22 protein-coding genes and 1 pseudogene are annotated in these 18,993 nt (G+C 74.7%); 11 read left to right on the plus strand and 12 right to left on the minus strand.

Annotation, left to right across the window (positions count from 1 at the left end; genetic code table 11):
- Nucleotides 1–270 precede the first annotated feature (270 nt).
- Nucleotides 271–483 carry a hypothetical protein gene (locus I5Q34_RS01480; RefSeq protein WP_199890223.1) on the minus strand — a complete coding sequence of 71 codons (213 nt, stop codon included), beginning with the start codon at nucleotides 481–483 and terminating at the stop codon, nucleotides 271–273.
- A 394-nt stretch (nucleotides 484–877) separates the two neighbouring features.
- Here I5Q34_RS01480 and I5Q34_RS01485 point away from each other — a divergent pair, with 394 nt between their 5' ends.
- On the plus strand, nucleotides 878–1,165 hold the full coding sequence (locus I5Q34_RS01485) for a hypothetical protein (protein WP_199890224.1): 288 nt from the start codon (nucleotides 878–880) through the stop codon (nucleotides 1,163–1,165).
- A gap of 326 nt (nucleotides 1,166–1,491) precedes the next feature.
- Here the strand turns inward: I5Q34_RS01485 and I5Q34_RS01490 are convergent, their stop codons facing one another.
- Nucleotides 1,492–2,499, minus strand: a complete 1,008-nt coding sequence (locus I5Q34_RS01490) for an AraC family transcriptional regulator (protein ID WP_199890225.1) — start codon at nucleotides 2,497–2,499, stop codon at nucleotides 1,492–1,494.
- A 106-nt stretch (nucleotides 2,500–2,605) separates the two neighbouring features.
- On the opposite strand from I5Q34_RS01490, the gene I5Q34_RS01495 reads away from it, so the two are divergent.
- Both I5Q34_RS01495 and I5Q34_RS01500 read left to right on the plus strand, forming a co-directional pair.
- Entirely contained in the window at nucleotides 2,606–3,550 is a 945-nt protein-coding gene (locus I5Q34_RS01495; protein WP_199890226.1) for an NAD(P)H-binding protein, read from the plus strand.
- Nucleotides 3,547–4,017, plus strand: coding sequence for a DUF4440 domain-containing protein (locus I5Q34_RS01500; protein WP_199890227.1), 471 nt, complete (start codon nucleotides 3,547–3,549; stop codon nucleotides 4,015–4,017). The genes I5Q34_RS01495 and I5Q34_RS01500 overlap by 4 nt, the downstream gene beginning before the upstream one ends.
- Before the next feature lie 18 nt (nucleotides 4,018–4,035).
- On the opposite strand, the gene I5Q34_RS01505 is transcribed toward I5Q34_RS01500, so the two are convergent.
- Nucleotides 4,036–4,896 carry an aminoglycoside 6-adenylyltransferase gene (locus I5Q34_RS01505; RefSeq protein ID WP_199890228.1) on the minus strand — a complete coding sequence of 287 codons (861 nt, stop codon included), beginning with the start codon at nucleotides 4,894–4,896 and terminating at the stop codon, nucleotides 4,036–4,038.
- A 206-nt stretch (nucleotides 4,897–5,102) separates the two neighbouring features.
- Here I5Q34_RS01505 and I5Q34_RS01510 point away from each other — a divergent pair, with 206 nt between their 5' ends.
- From I5Q34_RS01510 to I5Q34_RS01525, 4 genes and pseudogenes are all read left to right on the plus strand, one after another.
- Nucleotides 5,103–5,354, plus strand: a complete 252-nt coding sequence (locus I5Q34_RS01510) for a hypothetical protein (RefSeq protein ID WP_199890229.1) — start codon at nucleotides 5,103–5,105, stop codon at nucleotides 5,352–5,354.
- A gap of 42 nt (nucleotides 5,355–5,396) precedes the next feature.
- Complete coding sequence (locus tag I5Q34_RS01515) at nucleotides 5,397–5,717, plus strand: nuclear transport factor 2 family protein (protein ID WP_199890230.1); 321 nt, start codon at nucleotides 5,397–5,399, stop codon at nucleotides 5,715–5,717.
- Between the two features lie 29 nt (nucleotides 5,718–5,746).
- Nucleotides 5,747–6,112, plus strand: a pseudogene (locus I5Q34_RS01520) (nuclear transport factor 2 family protein); the annotation flags it as partial.
- 136 nt (nucleotides 6,113–6,248) lie between these two features.
- A complete protein-coding gene (locus tag I5Q34_RS01525; protein WP_199890231.1) occupies nucleotides 6,249–6,968 on the plus strand; it encodes a B3/4 domain-containing protein in 720 nt (239 codons plus the stop codon).
- 101 nt (nucleotides 6,969–7,069) lie between these two features.
- Here the strand turns inward: I5Q34_RS01525 and I5Q34_RS01530 are convergent, their stop codons facing one another.
- On the minus strand, nucleotides 7,070–7,243 hold the full coding sequence (locus tag I5Q34_RS01530; protein WP_199890232.1) for a CsbD family protein: 174 nt from the start codon (nucleotides 7,241–7,243) through the stop codon (nucleotides 7,070–7,072).
- A gap of 180 nt (nucleotides 7,244–7,423) precedes the next feature.
- Between I5Q34_RS01530 and I5Q34_RS01535 the strand changes: the two genes are divergently transcribed.
- From I5Q34_RS01535 to I5Q34_RS34275, 3 genes are all read left to right on the plus strand, one after another.
- On the plus strand, nucleotides 7,424–7,660 hold the full coding sequence (locus I5Q34_RS01535; RefSeq protein WP_199890233.1) for a DUF6480 family protein: 237 nt from the start codon (nucleotides 7,424–7,426) through the stop codon (nucleotides 7,658–7,660).
- A 373-nt stretch (nucleotides 7,661–8,033) separates the two neighbouring features.
- The gene (locus tag I5Q34_RS34270; protein ID WP_277965458.1) at nucleotides 8,034–9,614 is read left to right on the plus strand and encodes an MFS transporter; all 1,581 of its coding nucleotides are present in this window, start codon (nucleotides 8,034–8,036) and stop codon (nucleotides 9,612–9,614) included.
- An 85-nt stretch (nucleotides 9,615–9,699) separates the two neighbouring features.
- Nucleotides 9,700–10,470, plus strand: coding sequence for a hypothetical protein (locus tag I5Q34_RS34275; RefSeq protein ID WP_234428230.1), 771 nt, complete (start codon nucleotides 9,700–9,702; stop codon nucleotides 10,468–10,470).
- Nucleotides 10,471–10,480: 10 nt separating this feature from the next.
- On the opposite strand, the gene I5Q34_RS01545 is transcribed toward I5Q34_RS34275, so the two are convergent.
- From I5Q34_RS01545 to I5Q34_RS01560, 4 genes are all read right to left on the minus strand, one after another.
- The gene (locus I5Q34_RS01545; protein WP_234428231.1) at nucleotides 10,481–11,392 is read right to left on the minus strand and encodes a UbiA family prenyltransferase; all 912 of its coding nucleotides are present in this window, start codon (nucleotides 11,390–11,392) and stop codon (nucleotides 10,481–10,483) included.
- A complete protein-coding gene (locus tag I5Q34_RS01550) occupies nucleotides 11,389–12,624 on the minus strand; it encodes a 4-hydroxybenzoate 3-monooxygenase (protein ID WP_199890234.1) in 1,236 nt (411 codons plus the stop codon). The genes I5Q34_RS01545 and I5Q34_RS01550 overlap by 4 nt, the downstream gene beginning before the upstream one ends.
- Before the next feature lie 42 nt (nucleotides 12,625–12,666).
- Complete coding sequence (locus I5Q34_RS01555; protein WP_199890235.1) at nucleotides 12,667–13,419, minus strand: class I SAM-dependent methyltransferase; 753 nt, start codon at nucleotides 13,417–13,419, stop codon at nucleotides 12,667–12,669.
- A gap of 192 nt (nucleotides 13,420–13,611) precedes the next feature.
- Nucleotides 13,612–14,130 (minus strand): DUF6328 family protein, encoded by a 519-nt coding sequence (locus I5Q34_RS01560; protein WP_199890236.1) that lies wholly within the window; start codon nucleotides 14,128–14,130, stop codon nucleotides 13,612–13,614.
- A 95-nt stretch (nucleotides 14,131–14,225) separates the two neighbouring features.
- Between I5Q34_RS01560 and I5Q34_RS01565 the strand changes: the two genes are divergently transcribed.
- Nucleotides 14,226–14,387 (plus strand): hydrophobic protein, encoded by a 162-nt coding sequence (locus I5Q34_RS01565; RefSeq protein ID WP_199890803.1) that lies wholly within the window; start codon nucleotides 14,226–14,228, stop codon nucleotides 14,385–14,387.
- A 12-nt stretch (nucleotides 14,388–14,399) separates the two neighbouring features.
- Here I5Q34_RS01565 and I5Q34_RS01570 read toward each other — a convergent pair whose 3' ends face one another.
- The 4 genes from I5Q34_RS01570 to I5Q34_RS01585 all read right to left on the minus strand — a co-directional run bounded on the left by I5Q34_RS01570 (nucleotide 14,400) and on the right by I5Q34_RS01585 (nucleotide 18,889).
- Nucleotides 14,400–15,401, minus strand: a complete 1,002-nt coding sequence (locus I5Q34_RS01570; RefSeq protein ID WP_199890237.1) for a Gfo/Idh/MocA family oxidoreductase — start codon at nucleotides 15,399–15,401, stop codon at nucleotides 14,400–14,402.
- Between the two features lie 24 nt (nucleotides 15,402–15,425).
- Nucleotides 15,426–16,841 carry a sugar porter family MFS transporter gene (locus tag I5Q34_RS01575; RefSeq protein WP_199890238.1) on the minus strand — a complete coding sequence of 472 codons (1,416 nt, stop codon included), beginning with the start codon at nucleotides 16,839–16,841 and terminating at the stop codon, nucleotides 15,426–15,428.
- Nucleotides 16,842–16,903: 62 nt separating this feature from the next.
- Entirely contained in the window at nucleotides 16,904–17,923 is a 1,020-nt protein-coding gene (locus tag I5Q34_RS01580) for a Gfo/Idh/MocA family protein (protein ID WP_199890239.1), read from the minus strand.
- Between the two features lie 45 nt (nucleotides 17,924–17,968).
- Nucleotides 17,969–18,889 (minus strand): sugar phosphate isomerase/epimerase, encoded by a 921-nt coding sequence (locus I5Q34_RS01585; protein ID WP_199890240.1) that lies wholly within the window; start codon nucleotides 18,887–18,889, stop codon nucleotides 17,969–17,971.
- Between the last annotated feature and the right edge of the window lie 104 nt (nucleotides 18,890–18,993).

Consider the following 18,993-nt stretch of genomic DNA (forward strand, 5'->3'; position numbering starts at 1 on the left):
GTACGCAGAACACGGGCGGGGACCGAAGCCTTCCCGCTCCCCCGGAGCAGAAATGGACCAGCGGCCTCCGGTCACGGCGCGCCGAGAGCCCCCCGTCTTCGCCGAAGGCCCGCTGGTAGTCGGGGTTGGCGATCGGGCGGGCGGCGAGGGACTCGTCCGGCCGGTCGAAGGCGTCGGCCGGCGTGCGGCCGTGCTCGGCCGGCCGGCCGAGGGAGCGCTCGGCCGACTCCGGCAGGCGCTCGAACTGCTGGGGCGTCAGCAGGCCCGCGCTCAGCGGTTCCCGCCGTGGACGCCGAGCCGCCGGAGGGTGAAGAGCCGGTGCGGGTCGAGCAGCAAGGCGCGGGCGAGCGGGTCCTCGGCCCGGTCCGCCAGGGCGAGCAGCTCGCCGGCGGCCGAGCGCTCCGCGCGGGCGGTGACGGCGGCCGGCGCGGCGGGCCGATGGGGGTCGGCGGCGAGCGCGGTGGCCTCGCCGACCCGGTTCACGCGGTGAAGTCGCCGGCAGGAAGCAGCGATTTGATCGGCGGTGCTCGCCGCCGGCTGCCGGTACACCGACGGATCGGCGGCCGGCTCGCGCCAAGGGCCGTGGATCCGCTCGCGGTCGGGCCGTAGAGCAGGCGGGCCCGCTCGGCGGCCGTCGAATCGGCCGTCGCGGGCAGGGTGTCGGCGTCCCGGTGCGCAACTGGTGTCAAGGTCATGAGCTGATCAGCCCCCGGCCGCGCACCCGGGACGCCACTTGTGATCGAAGTCACCATGTGGAGTCCGGCGCTCCGCCACCGGTCTCCGCGCCGCGTCATCCGTACGGGTGGCCGGCGCATGTCGCGGCCCGAGCCCGGGCAGTTGTGGGGCGTCCCCGCCCCGTCGAGACGGAAGGACGTCCATGCGACGCCTCGTCCCGAAGGCGCTCGGCGCGCTCGTCACCGCCGCAGTGCTCTGCCTCACCGCTCCCGGATCCACGTTCGCGTCGTCCGGCGAACTGGTCCTCAACGGACGCGTGTTCACCAACCCGTCCGGCTGTTTCCGCAACCTGAACGCGCCTCTGTCGGTCCAGAACCGCACCCGCACGATGGTATTCGTCCACAGCTCCCCGGACTGCACCGGCCCCGCCCAGTCCATCCCGGCGGGCGGGACCTTCGCCGCCAGCTCAGGGCACAGCGTGCGCGCCTGAGCGGGATCGGTCGCGCACTTCACCGCGTCCGCCGTTCAGCGGGCGATTGCGCTCAGGACGAGCGGAGCTCCGACGAGCAGAGTTCCTCGGAGTCTTTCGAGGGAGCGGGCGGTGCGGCAAGCCTGCGGTATCCGACGACCGCGAGCACGGGTACGGCCGCGCCGACCACACCGGCGAGGGCGGTCAGGCATCGCACCCACCATGTGGCGCCGTTGTCCGGGTGAAGGGCCCGGAGCGCGCCACAGGGCTGCAGACGAGCAGCGGGAAGCCCCGTCGCCGGACTCGGCGGCCGAGGCCGACGCAACCCGGCCCAGTTGCCCAAGGCGTCACTCGGACGCGGCGTGGGCGCGCCGGTATTCACCCGGCGTGCGCCCGCTCCACGCGCGGAAGGCCAGGTGGAAGCCGACGTCGGAGGCGTAGCCGACGCGTTCCGCGATGCGCGCGTGCGGGAGCGTCGTGTCGGTGAGGAACCGTGCCGCCTCCTGCATGCGGCGGCCGGTGAGGCAGCGCATCGGGGGTTCCCCGACGAGTTCGCGGAAGGTCGCGGCGAACGCCGAGCGGGACAGGCCCGCCTCGGCGGCCAGCGCGGCGAGGGACCACGGTTCGGCGTATCGCAGGTGGATCGCGAGCAGGGCCTTGCCGACGGCCGGGTGGCGCAGCGCGCCCAGCGCCTTTTCCCCGGACGGGAATTGCGGTTCGGTGGTGGGTTCGCGCAGGGCCGCCTGGAGCGCGGCGCGCAGGGCCAGGACGTAGGCCAGCTCGAAGGCCCGCAGTGCGACCAGGCGCGCTCCCGGTTCGTCCGGTGTCCAGGAGTCGGCGAGGCGGTGCAGCGTGCCGGCCAGCATCGGCTCGTCCGCGACGGCCGCCGCGTCCAGCACGATGACCGGCGGCAGGGCCCGGTACAGCGGTGCCGCGGCCGCCCGGTGGTAGTGCAGGCCGCCGCACAGCAGCGTCGTGACCGGCCCCGGCCCGTCGATGACCACGGAGCGCACCGCGCCCGCCTCGCGGCGGGGCAGCAGGCCGGCGAGCGGCACGGCGGGGCGGCCCGGCCGGTCGGCGAGCCGGTGCGCGGTGCCGTGCGGGAAGACGGCCAGGTCGCCGGCGTGGAGGGTGACCGGGCGCGGGAGGTCCGGGAGTTCGACGGTGCAGGTGCCCTCCTGGACGTAGTGCAGGAGGGCGCAGTCCTCGGGTTCGCCGGCGATGCCCCACGGCGCGTGCGCGGTCCAGCGGCTGTGGAAGACGCCGTGCAGGCGCAGGGGCGCGAGGAGTTCGCTCAGGAGGTCGCCGTGGGCCGTCGTGGCGTCGTCCTCGGACGTCGGTGCGGTGGCGGCCATGGACGATCCTTAAGTTCAGGCGGACTGTGGTTTGTCGATCGTACGCGGCGGCCGTTCCAGACTGGTGCGGCAGTGTCCCCGAGAACGACCATGAGGAGCCCGGCCGATGGCCTCGTCCGCGTTCGACCACCGTCACCACTACCTCGTCCTCGGCGCTTCCGGCGCGCAAGGCGGCGCGGTCGCGCGGCGCCTGCTCGCGTCCGGGCGCCGGGTGCGCGGCTTCGGGCGCGGCGGGGCGGCGCCGGAATACGCGCGGTTCGGCCGCGCGTACACCCACGCGACCGGGGATCTGACCGACCCGGCCGCGGTCGGGGCCGCCTTCCGGGGGATCACGCACGCGAGCGTCGTCCTGCCGTTGGTCTTCGGCCCGGAGACGGTGGCGCGCATGGTCGCGAACATCGTGGACGCGGCGGGCGCGGCCGGCGTCGAGCGGCTGGTTCTCAACACCGGGAACCGGCTTCCGGAGCCCCCGTTGGGGGATGCGGCCCGGCCCGTCCCCGCCTTCACGACCCGGCGTGCCGCGGCCGCCGCGCTGCTCGCCTCCGGCGTCCCGGCCGTCGTCCTGCGGCCGCCCGTCTACCTGGAGAACCTGTGCGCGCCGTGGGCCGCCGGTCCCGCCGTGCACGCCGGCGTGCTGCGGTACCCGCTCCCCGCCGACACCCCCGTGGCGTGGCTGTCCCACGCCGACCTCGCGGCCGCGACCGACGCCGCGCTGACCCGGGACGGTCTGGCGGGCCGCGCCCTGGACCTGGGCGGCGCCGACACCGTCACCGGCGACGGACTGGCCGCACGCCTCGGCGCCCGCATCGGACGCGACGTCCGCTACGAGGCCCAGGACGCCGACGACTTCGAGGCGGCGCTCGCGTCCGCGCTCGGCCCGGACACCGCCTCGGGCGTGGCCGCCACCTACCGCTGGGCCGCCCACGACCCCGGCCTGTACGCGACGGACACCACCGCCGCCCGGGACGCCCTCGGCGTACGCCCCACCCCGCTGGACGCGTGGCTCGCCGCCCAGCCGTGGAACGCCCTGGCCGGGACGCGGCAGTCATGACCGCACGCGACGCTCCGAACGCTCCGGCCGTGGCCGAGGTGGTGCGGCATCACCGGGTCGTCGAGGCGTGGCTGCGCGGCGATGTGCCGTACGGCACGGCCGCGTTCGCCGAGTTCGCGGACGCGCACGCACCGCACTTCACGATGGTCGGCCCCGACGGGAACACGATGGACCGCGCGGCCGTGCTGCGCGCGGTGGAGGCGGCGCACGGCAGCGCGCCCGGGCTGCGCATCGGGATCACGGATGCCGCGGTGGTGGCCGCGGAGCACGGCACGTACGTCGTGACATACCGCGAGGTGCACGACGGCGGCCCGGAACCCGCCGCCGCCCGCCGGGCGACCGCCGTACTGGAGCGGGACGGGGGCGGGGGGCGGCGCGGTCCGCGCTGGCGGTACCTGCACGAGACGTACGAGAACCTGCACGAGACGTACGAGAACCTGCACGAGACGTACGAGACCGGCCGCTGACGGGCCGGTGAACGGTCCTCAGAGCCGCGGGAGTTCGTCGAGCGCCGCCCGGACGGCCCGCCCGGCGCCCTCCGGGTACGGGAAGCCGTGGGCGGCGGCCACCTCTCCGGCCAGTTCGGCGAAGAGGTCCGCGGTGGCGCGCGCGCCGCGGAGGATGTCCTCCGCGGTGAAGCCGCCGAACGTGGCGGGCAGGCGCTCCCATATGCCCGGTGCCGCCCACTGGCGCATGCGCGTGCCGCCGTACCAGACGTCGTGGCCGGCGCCGTGGCGCGTCAGGGCGTGCCACTCGACCATGGTCTGCAGCAGTTCCTTCGTCGTCCAGTCGCGGGACTTGGCCACCCAGAGCTCGCCGCGGGCCAGGTACCGCGGCAGGTGGGCCGCCTCGAACCAGAACTCCTCGCAGAGTTCGAGGAATTCCCCGGCGTCGGGCGGGGCGGCCGGGGGCGTGCCGGTGGCCGCGGGGAGGCGGGCGGCGGTCCCGTCGTGGTCGAGGAGCACCTCGTAGCCGCGTTCGTGCAGGTCGTCCAGGCCGTCCGCGGCCATCTCCGACAGCCGCTCCACCGGGACCACTTGGAAGTCGGCCTTCACCCCGTCCTCGAAGAACACCAGCCGCGCCGGGTTGTCCCAGGGGCCCTCCAGCCCGACCGAGACGAGCACCGGGCCGAGGGCCGCGACCCACTCGCCGGACTCCGCGTACCGGTCCGGGCCGGTCGTGTACAGCTCGATGTCGTGGTCGGAGACGGCGTCCGCCGTGCCGTCGCGCCGGGCCCGCGAGCCCGTGCGCAGCACGGCCCGGATGTCGGGCCGGGACCGCGCCCAGGCCAGGACCCGTGCGACGAACTCCTCGGTGTTCGTGGAATCGGTGTTCGTGGAAGACATGCCGACGACCCTACGCGGCCCCTCGGACAGTCCCCGGATCCCGGATCGTCGGGGGCCTGCCGCACAGCCCCTGAGCAATGGCGGCAGAACCCGGTATTACCCGGACGCCCCTCCCGTAATATTCGGCTACGGCCGACGAGAAGACCCCCGACTGCGAGCGGATCGGCATCACCGTCCCCCGCGAGCTCGCCGAGCAGTTGCGCGGGATGAAGGACGCGAACGTCATCGAGTCCGTGTCCGCGTTCGTGGCCCGGACGCTCGCCGGCCGGATCGACCGCGACCGCGGGCACCGCGAGAGCGACGAGCGGCTGCGGCGGGACTTCGGCCCGGGCGACGAGGACATCGCCCTGGCCCGGCAGCGGCACGGGCGTGCGGGTGTGCACGTACCGGCCGGCCGGGCAGGGGCCGCGTCACGACACGGACGCCAGGGTCGGCCCGGTGCGCGACGGGCTCGTTAGGGTGCAACGGATCCCTCCCTTCCCCCTTGCTCGGAGGCACCCATGATCCAGCCCGACCGACTGTCCGACCCCGCCGTCCGCTCCCTGGTCGCCGCCGTCAACTCCGGTGACCGGTCCGCCTTCCTGGGCCTGCTCACCGACGGCGCCACGATGTCGGACGACGGCTCCGACAGGGACCTCGTCCAGTGGATCGACAAGGAGATCTTCACCGTCGGCGGCCACATGGACGTCGAGTCCGAGTCGGACGGCGGGCGTTCGCTGATCGCCCGGTTCCGCAACGACACCTGGGGGGAGATGCGCACCGCCTGGCGTTTCGTCGTCGAGGGCGGAAAGATCAGCCGGTTCGAGACGGGCCAGGCATAGGGCGACCGTCCGCCGTTGGCCTGGGCCCCATGCCGGGGCTCCGGCGCCACCCGGACATCGACCTCGCCGTCGGCTGCCACCGGGCGGTCGCCCGCGGGGCCACGGGTGCCGGACTCGCCCGTTTCTTCCATCCGGACGCGGTGCGGCGCGAGTTCCCCGACGCGCTGCTCCCCGGCGGTGCCGTACGCGACCCGCCCGCCGTCCTCGCGGCGGCGGAGCGGGGCCGGCAGGTGCTCGCCGGGCAGGACTTCGAGGTGCTCGACGCGGTCGCGGCGGGCGACCGGGCCGCCCTGGAACTCCGCCGGCACGGCACCTTGGCCGTCCCGCCCGGCGACCTGCCCGCAGGGCACCGGCCGCGGTCCCGGATCGCCGCCTTCCTCGTCTTCCGGGACGGCGGGATCGTCGCGCAGCGCAACTACGACTGCTACGAGCGGCAGGGCTCGGGCCGCCGGGGACAACGCGGGGAGCCATTCCCCTCTCGGTACAACCTGTGGCACTCTGGAGTGCAGCACACTGATCCGAGGGAGACCCATGGCCGCCGACACCGCCGACATCAAGAGCTGGCTCGACGCCGCCGCCATCGACCCCGCCGTCCGGGAGCTGCGGCCCGACTACCGGGCGCTGCTCGTCGCGGCCGAGGGGCTGCGCCCCGGGCCGAGCGACGGGGCGAGCGAGGAATTGCTGGCCGCGGCCGAGGAGGGCGCGCGCCGCCGGTTCGCGGACATCGCGCCGGAGGAGCACCCGCACCTGGCCGCCTGGCGCGAGGCGTTCCGCGCCTTCGGCGCCAAGCCGCAGCGCACCCGGCCGAGCGCGGAAGCCCTGCTGCGCCGGGCGGACGCGGGACTGCCGCGGGTGGACCGGCTCACCGACATCTACAACGCGGTCTCCGTCGGCCACGTCCTGCCGCTCGGCGGCGAGGACCTGGACCACTACGCCGGTGCGGCGCGCCTCGTCCGGGCCACCGGCGAGGAGCCGTTCGAGACGACGGCGGGCGGTGAGGCGGTGGTCGAGCACTGCCCGCCGGGCGAGGTGGTGTGGCGGGACGACGCGGGCGTCACCTGCCGGCGCTGGAACTGGCGTCAGTGCACCCGGACGCGGCTGACGCTGTCGACGACCCGGGCGGTGTTCATCCTGGACGCGCTCGGCCCGCTGGGCGACGGGGAGTTGGCCGCCGCCGGGGACGCGCTCGTGGAGGCGCTGGTCAAGAGCAGCCCGGGGGCGGCGGTGGCGACGCGCCTGCTGGGCGCGTAGCGCAGCGCCGGCCGGACCGGTCTTCGGTCCGGCCGGCGCCCGTCCGGCGCCCGGGCCTCGGCCCGGGATACCCGCCGCTGTGACGACCTGCCGTTACTTCTTCACTTCTTCCTGGTCCCCTTCACCTTCTCCACGGCCTCGTGGATCTCGCCCTTGACCTTGTCGGCGCGGCCCTCGGCCTGCATCCTGCGGTCGCCGACGGCCTTGCCGGTGGTCTCCTTCACCTGGCCCTTGACCTGCTGGGCCTTCGCCTTGGCCCTGTTCTTGGCGCTCATGCGGCGCACTCCTTCTCGAGGACGGTACGAATCCCCCGGGCCCACGCTCCTCCCCCGCCCCGGCTCCCGCACGCCCCGTACCGCCGAACGGGCCGGGCCCGGCCCCCCCTTCCCGTGGCCCCGGCGCCCGTCGCGAGGCACCCTGAAGTCACCAGGGGGGACCACGCGAAAGGCGCCGCCATGTCCTCCTCCACCCCCACCAGCCCCGACCCCGGCCCCGAGCGCACCCCGGGTCCGGCGCCCGGTGGCGGAGTTCCGCCGGGCGAGACCCCGCCCGGCGAGGACAGCACCGCGGGCGCGGGCCCTCGGGAGACCTACAACCCCACGCGCGGCTGGGCGGCGGGGCCGATCATCGCCATCGGCACGCTCGTGATCGTCTTCGTCGTGACGGTCATCATCTGGGCCACGCTCATCTGAACCCGCCGGGGCGGCGGCACCGCCGCGACCCGCAGGTCCGCCGCCGGCCGCGCGTACGCCTGCGCGCCCGACGTCCCGGACCCGCCGGGGCCGCCCCGGCGATCGGGGTGCGACCCGGCCGCCGGGCCGCACCCCGTACGGGTGAACCGGCGACGGCCTCCGGCACCGCCCGTGACGGCCCTCCCGGAACGTCGTTGGTCCGAACGGCCGCAAGGCGGAGCACGTGCGGTGGCGAGGTCGGGGGCGGGCGGAATCCGGTGGTGAGAGCTCGCAGTCCGGTGCGGCCGGCCCCGCTCCCGCGCGGCCGGCCCCGCCCTCCGGATCCCGGTTCCTCCCCGCCCCCAGCCGTCGCAGCGAAGGCCGAGAGACGCCCGTGACCTCCTCCACCTCCGTCCCGCCCCCGTCCCGCCCGCGTGCGGCCGTCGCGCGCCGGGCCGCGGCCACCGTGGTCCTGACCGGCCTGTTCCTGCTGAGCATGGACGCCACCGTCCTCAACGTCGCCGTCCCGGATCTGCAGCGCGATCTGCGGCCGACCATGGCCCAGGTCCAGTGGATCATCGACGGGTTCCCGCTGGTCCTCGCGAGCGCCGTCCTGTCGTGCGGCGCGGCGGCCGACCGGTTCGGGCGCCGCCGGTCGTTCGTGGCGGGGATCCTGCTGTGCGGCGCCGCGTCCGCGCTCGGCGCCTCGGCGTCGTCCCCCGGGGTCGTCGTCGCCGCCCGGTGTCTGATGGGCGCGGGCGCGGCGGTCGTGATGCCCTCGACGCTGTCCGTGCTGACCGCGCTCTTTCCCGAACCGGAGCCGCGGCGGCGGGCGTTCATGGCGTGGACGATGGTCCTGGGCGCGGGCGGGCTGGCGGGGCCGGTGGCCGGCGGCGCGCTCGTGGAGGGCTTCTCGTGGCGGGCCGGGTTCTGGGTCAACCTGCCCGTCGCCGCCGTGACCGCCGTCGCCGCCCTGCTCCTGGTGCCCGAGTCGCGGGCGGCAAACGCGCCCCGCGTGGACGTGGCGGGCTGCCTGCTGTCGGCCGGCGGGCTGCTGGCCCTGGTGTGGGCCGTGATCGAGAGCCCGGTCCACGGCTGGTCGAGCCCGGCCTCGCTCGGCGCGTACGCCGTGGCCGCGGCGGCGCTGGGGGCCTTCGCGGTCCAGCAGCGCCGCAGTCCGCGGCCGCTGCTGGACGCACGGGTCCGGGGCGACGTACGGGTCCGCTGCGCGCTGGCGGCCGGCCTGGTGATGTGCCTGGCCGTGTTCGGGATGCTCTTCCTGATCAGCCTGCACCTGCAGGGCCTGCTGGGCTGTTCGCCCTGGGAGGCCGGGCTGCGGACCCTGCCGATGACCGTGGGCATGCTGCCCGGGGCCGCGGCGGCCCTGCGGCTGCTGTCCCGCGGCCGTGCCCGGGCGGCGCTGTGCGCGGGACTGCTGGTCGTCGCCGCCGGGCTCGCCGTACTGACGACCGTCGGCCCGGAATCCGGGTACGGGCCGATCGCCGTCGTCCAGTTGCTGTGCGGCGCCGGGGCCGGGCTGCTGGCCACCGTGGTCAACGAGATGGTGATGGGCGCGTTCGGCGAGAACCGGGCGGGGGTGGGCTCGGCGTTGCACGACGCCTCCCGGGAAGTGGGCTCCGCGCTCGGCATCGCCGCCCTCGGTTCGCTGCTGATGACCGCCTTCGACCACCGCCTCGGCAGTACCTCCGGTCCTGTCCCGGGGCCGGACGGGGGCGACCCGGCGGCCGCGCTCGACGCGCTGACACGCGTCTCCGAACTGCCGGGCCCGGCAAGGGCGCTGGTCCGTGACGCGTTCACGCACGCCCTGGCCGTCACCGCCGCCGTCACCGCCGGGGCCGTCCTGCTGACCGCGGCGGTGACGTGGTGGGCCCTGCGCCGCGCCGAAGCTCCGCTCCCCCGCCCCGCCGCCGACGCCGGGGAGGACGCGCTCCCCCTGGCCGGCGAGCGCTCGTGACCGCGTCGCCGGGCCTGCCGCCATATCCGGGGGCTCCGCGCACCACCACACCGTCGGACAAGGCACGCCCCGAGAGGACCCTCCCATGTCGTCGCCCCTGCCTGACTCCCCGCCGGGGAACACCCCCGGACCCCCGAACGCCGGAGCCTTCGACGCGGAGGACGCCCGGCGGCTCGCGTCCGCCGTGGCGCGCGCCCGGACGGCCCTCGGCAGCGGCCCGCCCCTGCCTTCCGGCCCGCCCCCGCCTTCCGGTCGGCTCACCGCCGGGAACTGCGACTTCGCCCACTGCGGCCTCCTGCTCTTCCCCTCCGGACTCGACGCCGCCGTACGCCACTTGACCAACCAGGGCCTGGCACCCTCACCCCCCGTTCCGAGCGTCGTCGTCCGGCGCCGGCTCGGCGACCGCTACGGCGTCGCCGCCGCCGACTGCGAGGTGTGGATCACCCGGCTCCATCTGACGGCCGAGGGGCGGACCGACGCCGCCCCCGCGGTGGAGGTCTTCCTCTTCCCCCGCACCGCGCCCGCCCTCGACCGGCGGATCGTGGAGCGGGAACGGCTGCGGGGGTTCGAGAACCACACCGCGCTCCAAGTGCGGCGCCCCACCCGGCCGTTGGTGGAGGAGCTGTTCGACGCGTGGTGCGGCGACGGCGGGTTGCTGTGGGAAGGGGGCGGCTACAGCCCGCACGAGGGACGCGGCGGCAGCACGGTGCTGTACTTCGTGCGCGACCAGGAACCGCGCCCCGCGGCGCTGGAGCGCTGGGAGCTCAACTGCCCGGGAGACTTCCGCCCTTTCCTGGCGGACCGGCCCGTCGACACCGCGGCCGTGGCGCGCGCCTACCGCCTTCCCGGTGCGTGAGCCGGGACCGTCAGCGCAGGAGCAGCGCCAGGGCGCAGGCCGCGAGCACGCACGGCGGCTGGAAGCTGGCGCGGTTGAAGACGCCCAGGGCGGTGGCTGCCGAGGGGCGGCGCAGCAGGGCGACGCCGGGGACGACGAGCAGGAACACGGCGCTGAGCGCGGCGCCCAGGACGCCGAGCGGCCCGAAGGACGGCCAGGCGGCCAGGGCGAGCGCGGTGCCCGCGGCGGACGCGACGAGGAGGCAGGCGAAGGCGACGCGGGCGCTGCGCCGGGGGCCGTGGACCGTGGGCATGGTCGTGATGCCGAGCTCGGCGTCCTCGTCGGTGTCGGCGAGGTCGTTGGGGATGTTGCGTCCGCCCATCTCCCAGGACGCCATCCACAGCGCGAACAGGCCGAGGCGGACGGGGTCCAGGGCATGGGAGAAGGCGAACCAGCCGATGCAGGCGCCGAGGGTGACCAGTGCTCCGCTGACCAGGAACTTGTACGGGGTGACCCGGGCGAGCAGGCAGTAGACGACCTCCAGCGCGGCGCCCGCGAGGAACAGCGCCACGCAGGCCGTCCCGAGCGCGGCGAGCGCCGCGACGGCGGCGACGCCCAGGACGGCCACCCAGGCGACGCCGGCCGCGTAGGGGAGCTTGCCGTCGGCGAGCGGGTGCAGGCCGGCGCGTTCGAGGTCGAAGCCCTGCGCGGGGTCGGCCCGGTGGCGGCGCAGCCGGTCGAGGGGGGCGTCGAGGAGGTCGTTGACGGCGAAGACCGCGAAGAACCCGGCGAAGGCCGCCGCGGTGGCCAGGGCGAGGCGGGCCGGCGCGGGGTGGTCGTCCGCGAGGAGCATCGCGATGACGGGCTGGGCGATGCTCAGCGTCGCCTGGGTGCCGCGGGACAGGCCGTACAGCGCCTTGGCCTGCTGGAGGGCGAGGGTCATGGGGTCTCCGGGCCGGTTGCGGGGGTGGGCGCGGGGGGCAGCAGGGCCCCGGCGCCGGCGTACTGGCGGGCGAAGTCGGTGCCGAAGGGGCCGGTCTCCGCGAGGCGGCGGATGTGTTCCAGCTTCAGGCGCAGGGCGAACCGGGCGTCGTGGCCGTCCGCCGTGCTCGTGTTGAGGAGGGTGAGGAGCCGGTCGGCGAACGCCTGGACGCGCCAGACTTCTTCCAGGCGGCGCGCGCTGTAGGCGTCGAGCGCGGTGTCGTCCCGGTCGCGGTAGTGGCGGACGAGGGCCTCGGCGAGGTCGGCGGCGTCGGCGACGGCCGCGTTCATGCCCTTGGCCCCGGCGGGGGCCAGCAGGTGGGCGGCGTCGCCGGCGAGGAACACCCGTCCGTGGCGCAGGCGTTGGCTGATGGTGCTGCGCATGCGCAGGATGCCGGTGTCGGTGAGGCGGCCGATGCGCGGCAGGCCGCCGTGCGCGGTGTGGAGCCGGGTGTCGAGCTCCTCGCGGACGCGTTCGCGCGGCCAGCGGGCGAGGGTGTCCTCGGCGGGGACCTGCAGGTAGCAGCGGGCCAGCCGGCCGGTGCGCGGCATCATTCCGGCGAAGCCGCGTTCGTGGACGGCGTAGACGACCCCCTCGACGGGGCGGTCGACCTCGGTCAGGACGGTGAGCCAGTCGTACGGGTAGCGGTGCGAGACGTCGTCGCGCACGGCGGCCGGCAGGGCGTCGCGGGTGATGCCGTGGTGTCCGTCGCAGCCGACCAGGTAGTCGGCCTCGACGACGAACCCGGGGCACCGGAGGCGGGGCTGTCCGCCGGCGGGGGCGTGCACGGCGGTGGCGGGCCGGGCGAAGTGCGGCCGTCCGCCCGCCTCTTCGAGGGCGGTGATGAGGTCGCGGACGAGGAACTGCTGCGGGTAGACCCAGTGCGCGGCCCCGCCGGTGTGCGCGGCGTAGTCGACGCGCAGGCGCTCGCCCAGGCTCAGGAAGTCGCACCAGCCGTGCTGGACGCCGTGGGCGACGAGCCCGTCCGCCAGGCGGTGCGCGCGCAGGTACTCGACGACGCGGTGCTCCACCAGCCCGGCCCGGGCCCGTCGTTCGACGGCCTCGCGGCTCTGCCGTTCCACGATCTCGACGGATATGCCGGCCCGCAGGAGAACGCAGGCCAGCACCAGCCCGGCGGGCCCGGCGCCGACGATCGCGACCTGCGTGCGGATGGTCCGCTGCGTATGCGTCACTTGTCCCAGCCGTGGGGTCGTCGGTGGTGAACAGCGGGCTGTTCAGGCCCTGTCGGGTGCCCGATCGGCGTCCGGCCGCGTTGCGGGAGCGGCGGCGAGCGAGGCGACGAGGTAGCCGGGGAGGCTGAACCGGCAGCGCACCGACACCGGTACGGGGCACTGGGCCGCCATGGCCTCCACCGCCCGCGCGCTGTAGCACTTGCGGAGGCTGATGACGCCGTCGTGGGCCTGGGTCAGGCCGCCGGTGAGGACGAACAGCGGGGTGATCGCGAGGAATCCGGGGTTCCGCCAGCCGTCGATGATCAGCAGTCTGCGGGCGACCCGGGTGCCCTCGGCCATCAGCTTCCGCACGAGGTCGGGCGTCAGGTGGTGCAGGGCCATGCAGAAGACGGCGACGTCCCAGCTGTCGTCGGGCGCGTCGATGTCCGTCGCGTCCACCACGCGCAGATCGACCCGGGGGTCCGAGCCGAGCGGCCCGGCGTCCAGGGCCTTGACGGATTCGGCGCTCACGTCGCTGACCGTCACCCGGGCGGTGGGGCAGTCGGCGAGCAGACGCTGCGTCAATCTGCCGCGTCCGGCGCCGAGTTCGAGGATCCGGGGGCGTTCCACTCCGGCGGCCTCGGCCAGGGTCAGGCGGCTGCAGACGCGGTAGGCGCGGGTCATGAGCTGGAAGCGGTCGAGGCCGCGCAGCACCTTGCCGGCCTCGACCGCCCGTGACGGAAGGTCGATGTACTCCGGCCGGTCCGTCTCGTACAACCGGTCCCACCACGGCGCGTCGGGCCCTCCCCGTGGCATGTGCGCACCCACTCGCTCCGGCTCCCTTTCCTCAAGAACAACGCCGACACGCCCCTGTCCGGGCGACTGGGCCATCTCAGCGTCGCGGCCGGTGCGGTGGGCGGGCCTCCGGCGCGGTTCACCCGAACGGGCCCGGCTGCGCCGCTCACGCGGTCGAGGGGCGACCGGCAGTCCTGGACCTTTCGGGCCGCCCTACCGTCCCCTGCGGTAGCGGCGCAGCACCCACAGCGGCAGGGCGAACCAGCACAGCAGGAACCAGAGGAACAGCCCGGCCACCACCCAGGGGACCGCCGTCCCGCGCAGCGCGACGCGCAGGATGAGCAGCAGGGCCGAGGTGACCGTCGCCAGGAGCAGCACGATGCCGACGAGGGTCAGCCGGGAGACCCACACGACCGTCTCCGGCTTGATCCGCCGCCCGGTCACGATCCGGTGGAAGGTCACCGGGCCGATGAGCGCGCCGGTGGTCGCCGCGCCGAGCACCACCGTGACGACGTAGATCATCCGGTCGGTCTCGGTGATGGTGGTGAAGCGCGGCGCGAAGACCACGGTCAGCAGGAAGCCGAAGAGGATCTGCACGCCCATCTGGGCGACGCGCACTTCCTGGATCAGCTCGTTCCACCGGCGGTCGGCGCGCTCCTCCGGGGACTCGTGGCGGCCCGTGTCCGCCCCCTCGCCCCGCCCGGGGGCGCCGTGCTCGGGGGACCTGGGCATGCCCGGCGAGTACCCCGCGCTCCCCGGGGCATGCGTCAGCAGTCGCGGACGGCAGCGGGCCGCCGCGGCGGTCGATACCGCGGGAAGTGGTCACCATGTTGCCGTTGCCGCTGGTCCTGATCCTCGCGGTCGTCCTGTTCGGGGCGGGCTTCGCGCTGGAGGTGCTGTGGTGGGCCGCGCTGGTCGTGCTGGTCGTGCTGGTCGTCCGGCTGCCCGGCTTTCCGGTGCGGTCCGGCGGGGGGCGCCGGTACCGCTGATAGCCGGCCGACTCAGGCCCGTACGTCGGCGACCGCCACCGGCCGTCCGGTGCGGCGGGAGAGGTCGCACGCCTCGGCGACGTACAGGGCTTCCAGGGCCTCGGCCGGGGGGCAGGGGTTCTCCCGGTGGCCGGCGGCGAGCTCGGTGAAGGCCGTGAGTTCGGCGATGTAGGCGTCGTGGAAGCGCTCCATGAAGGTGGCGTACGGGGTGGTCCGGCGCCAGGACAGTGCCCGTTCGGCGGTCGGCATCGGGGCGCGGTCGTCGAGGCCGACGAAGCGGGCGCCCTCGGAGCCGCAGATCTCCAGGCGGACGTCGTGGCCGGCGCCGTTGTAGCGGGTGGCGGTGACGGTGGCGAGCGTGTCGTCGTCGAAGCGCAGGAGGGCGGCGCAGGTGTCGACGTCGCCGCCCTCGGTGAAGAAGGGCGCGCCGCGGTTGGCGCCCTGGGCGTAGACGGAGACGACCTCGCGGCCGGTGAGCCAGCGCATGATGTCGAAGTCGTGGATGGAGCAGTCGCGGAAGAGGCCGCCGGAGGTGGGGATGAAGGCCGGGGGCGGGGGTGTGACGTCGCCGGTGCAGGCGCGCAGGGTGTGGATCCAGCCGAGTTCGCCGGAGCGGAGGGCGTCGCGGGCGGTGGTGTAGCCGGCGTCGAAGCGGCGCTGGAAGCCGATCTGCACGGGGACGGGGCCGCGGCCGGCGCGTTCGACGACGCCGAGGGTGCCGGGGACGTCGAGGGCGACGGGTTTCTCGCAGAAGACGGGGACGCCGTGGTCGAGGGCCTGGTGGATGAGCTCGGCGTGGGCGCTGGTGGCGGCGGTGACGACGACGCCGTCGAGGCCGGCCGCGTACATCTCGTCGATGCCGGCGGCGGCGTCGAGGCCGAGTTTTCCGGCGAGTTGAGCGGCGCGTTCGGCGTCGAGGTCGGCGACGACGACGGTGTCGACGCCGGGGACGGTGCTGAGGGTTTCGGCGTGGAAGGCGCCGATGCGGCCGGTGCCGATGAGGCCGATCTTCATGGGAGCTCTCTTTCGGTTGGGGGCTCAGTCGGCGGTCGCGGCCTTGCGCAGTTCGTGCTCCAGGTCCTCGAGCGCCATGCCCTTGGTCTCGGGGGCCCAGCGCTTGCAGAAGCCGAAGGACAGGACGCACGCCACGGCGAAGAGCCAGAAGGTCACGCTGGCCCCGGCGGCGTCGAGCAGGACGGGGAAGAGCAGGGCGACGGCGAAGTTGACCATCCACATGACGAACACGGCGGTGCCCATGGCCAGTCCGCGGACCTTCAGCGGGAACATCTCGGCGAGCAGCAGCCAGACGCCGGTGTTGAGGGTGGCCTGCATGAACGCCATGTAGAGGACCATCAGTCCGAGGACGAGGACGCTGACGGCGGTGGAGTGCGGCAGGCGGAAGGCGGCGCCGAGGGCGACCAGGGAGACGGCCATGCCGGTGAGGCCGCCCATGAGCATGGGGCGTCTGCCGAGCCGGTCGATGAGCGTCATGCCGATCGCGGTGGCGATGACGGAGATCGCGCCGACGGCGATGGTGGCGGTGATGGCGGCGTTGGTGCCCAGGCCGGTGGATTCCAGGATCTTGGGCGCGAAGTAGATGACGGCGTTGACGCCGGTGATCTGCTGGACGACGGCGAGGCCGACGCCTATGAGGAGGATGCGGCGGATCCAGGGGGTGCGCAGTTCCTGCCAGGCGCCCTGCCGGGCGCCGGCCTCCAGGGCGCGGGCGTGTTCGATGCGTCCGAGCTCGGCCTCGACCTCGTCGGCGGGCAGGGTGCGGCGCAGGACGCGCCCGGCCTCGTCGGCGCGGCCCCTGCTGATGTACCAGCGCGGGGTGTCGGGCAGGAAGAACATGCCGATGAACAGCGCGACGGCGGGCAGGGCGGCGAGGCCCAGCATCCAGCGCCAGGCTTCCCACCGGGCGAGGATCGCGTTGACGACGTAGGCGAGCAGCTGGCCGCTGACGATCATCAGGGAGTTGAAGGAGACGAGCCGGCCGCGGATGTGCGGCGGGGCGATCTCCGAGAGGTACAGCGGGGTGATGACGGAGGCGCTGCCGACGGCCAGGCCGAGGACGAAGCGCGCGGCGACCATGAGGGGGACGGTGGGCGCGACGGCCACGGCGACGGCGCCGCCGATGAAGACGGCGCCGGCCCACAGGAGGGCTTTCTTGCGGCCGAGGGTGTCGGCGGCGCGGCCGCCGGCGAGGGAGCCGAAGGCGGCGCCGATCAGGAGGGCGCTGGTGATGACGCCCTCGCCGAGGGAGGTGAGGCCGAAGTGCTCCTCCATGAAGGGCAGGGCGCCGGAGACGACTCCGGTGTCGTAGCCGAAGAGGGCGCCGCCGATGGCCGCGACGGCGGCGATGGCGACGATGAAGCGTCCGGCGTTGCGGGGAGCGGGAGTCGGGGCGGTGGGGGGACGGTCTGCGGACGGCGGTTCGAGGGCGACGTTCATCGGGGGGTGGCGCCTTTCGGATCGGCCTTTCGGGGGGAGGACGCGGGGTGTACGGGCCCGGGTCAGCCGTACAGGCCCGGCCGGCCGGCCAGTTCGACGGTCGCGCGGGCGCCGGTGGCCTGGGCGCGGACGCCCGCCTCGCAGGCGGCGGCCGCCGCGTAGCCGTCCCAGCAGCTGGGTCCCTCGACCTCGCCGCGGCGGGTGGCGTCCACCCAGCGCTGCACCTGCCGGTCGTAGGCGTCGGCGAAGCGCTCGACGTAGCCGGGGGTGATGGCGCCGCCCCAGCGGCCGCCGGCGTTGACGACCAGGCCGTGGTCGTCGCCAGTGCGGGCGGTGCCGTGTTCGCCGACGGCCTCGCAGGCGACCTGGTAGCCGAAGCCGCAGTTCTGGAAGAGCTCGGTGTCGCAGATCTGTCCGGCCGCGGTCTCGAAGAGGACGAGCTGGGGGTCGCTCAGGCCCTCGGGGGCGCCGCCCGCGGGGGTGGGGCGCAGCACGTGCACGGCGGTGATCTCCTCGCCGAGGAGCCAGCGGGTGACGTCGATCTCGTGGACGACGGAGTCGTTGATGAGCATCGCGTCGGTGAAGCCGGGCGGGGTGGCGGCGTTGCGGTGCTTGTGGTGGAGCATCAGGGTGCGGCCGTGGGCGCCGGAGTCGAGGAGTTGCTTGAGCTGGAGGTAGCCGCTGTCGTAGCGGCGCATGAAGCCGACCTGGACGAGGCGGTGGCCGAGCCGGGCCTCGGCCTCCATGACGCGCAGGGCGGAGGCGGCGTCGGGGGTCAGGGGCTTCTCGCACAGGACGGGCAGGCCGCGCTCGAAGGCGGCCGTGAGGGCTGCCTCGTGGGCGGGTCCGGGGGAGGCGATCAGTACGGCGTCGACGGCGGGGTCGGCCATGGCGGCGGCCGGGTCGGTGTAGGGGGTGCAGCCGCCGATGCCGTGGGCGGCGTGCGCGGCACGGTCGGCGTCGATGTCGGCGACGGCGGCCACGCGGGCGCCGTTGGTGACGGTGTCGATGCGGCGGATGTGGTCGGCGCCCATGCGTCCGGTGCCGATGACGGCGATGCCGAGGGGGGTGTCGGTGCTCATGCGGGTGTGCCCGGCTCCTTGGTCTGAGGGATCGGTGAGGGGTGGTCAGGCGCCGCAGGAGCGCAGGAAGCGCCGGGTGCGCCGGGCGATGGGCAGGGGCTGGTCGGGCGGGCAGGGGTACATGTCCTGCTCGACGATGGCGAAGAGGTCGACGCCGAGGGCCTGGGCGGCTTCGAGGACGGGCGGCAGGGCGGGGACGCCGAGCGGGGGTTCGCACATGACGCCCTGGCGGACGGCGGGGCCGAAGGGGGTGCCCTTGTCGGCGACGTCGGCGAGGATCGCGGGGTCCACCTGCTTGAGGTGGAGGTAGCCGATGCGTTCGCCGTAGGTCTTGATGAGCTTGACGCTGTCGCCGCCGCAGTAGGCGTAGTGCCCGGTGTCCAGGCAGAGGTTGACGAGGTCGGCGTCGGTGGAGTCGAGGAAGCGCTCGACGTGTTCCTCGGTGTCGATGTGGGTGTCGGCGTGCGGGTGGACGACGATGTCGAGCCCGAACTCCTCGCGGACGCGGTGGGCGAGGAGTTCGGTGCCGGTGGTGAGGTGCTTCCACTGCTCGTGGGTGAGCTCGCTGGGTTCGATGAGCTCGGCGGTCTTGTCATCCCGCCAGAAGGAGGGGATGACGACGAGGTGCTTGGCGCCCATGTCCCGGGTGAGGGTGGCGACTTCGGTGACGTGGGCCCAGGTCCGGTCCCAGGCGGCGGGGCCGTGGTGCATCGAGGTGAAGATGGTGCCCGCGGAGACCTTGAGGTCGCGGCGGGCGGTCTCGTCGCGGAGGACGGCGGGGTCGGTGGGCAGGTAGCCGTACGGGCCGAGTTCGATCCACGCGTAGCCGGCCTCGGAGACCTCGTCGAGGAAGCGCTGCCAGGGAACCTGCTGCTCGTCGTCGGGGAACCACACCCCCCAGGAGTCGGGGGCCGAACCGACGCGGATGCGGTCCAATACGGGCGAAGCGGCGCTGGATGCGGACATGCTGCGGCTCTCCTCTCGCCGGTCGGCGGTGACCGGGAGGCGCTGATGGGTTGCGGGGCACAGCCTCCATGGCGGTCAAGTGAGTGTCAAGACTTCGTCCTGAC

The sequence above is a fragment of the Streptomyces sp. AV19 genome, from assembly GCF_015999245.1.
Classification (GTDB): Bacteria; Actinomycetota; Actinomycetes; order Streptomycetales; family Streptomycetaceae; genus Streptomyces.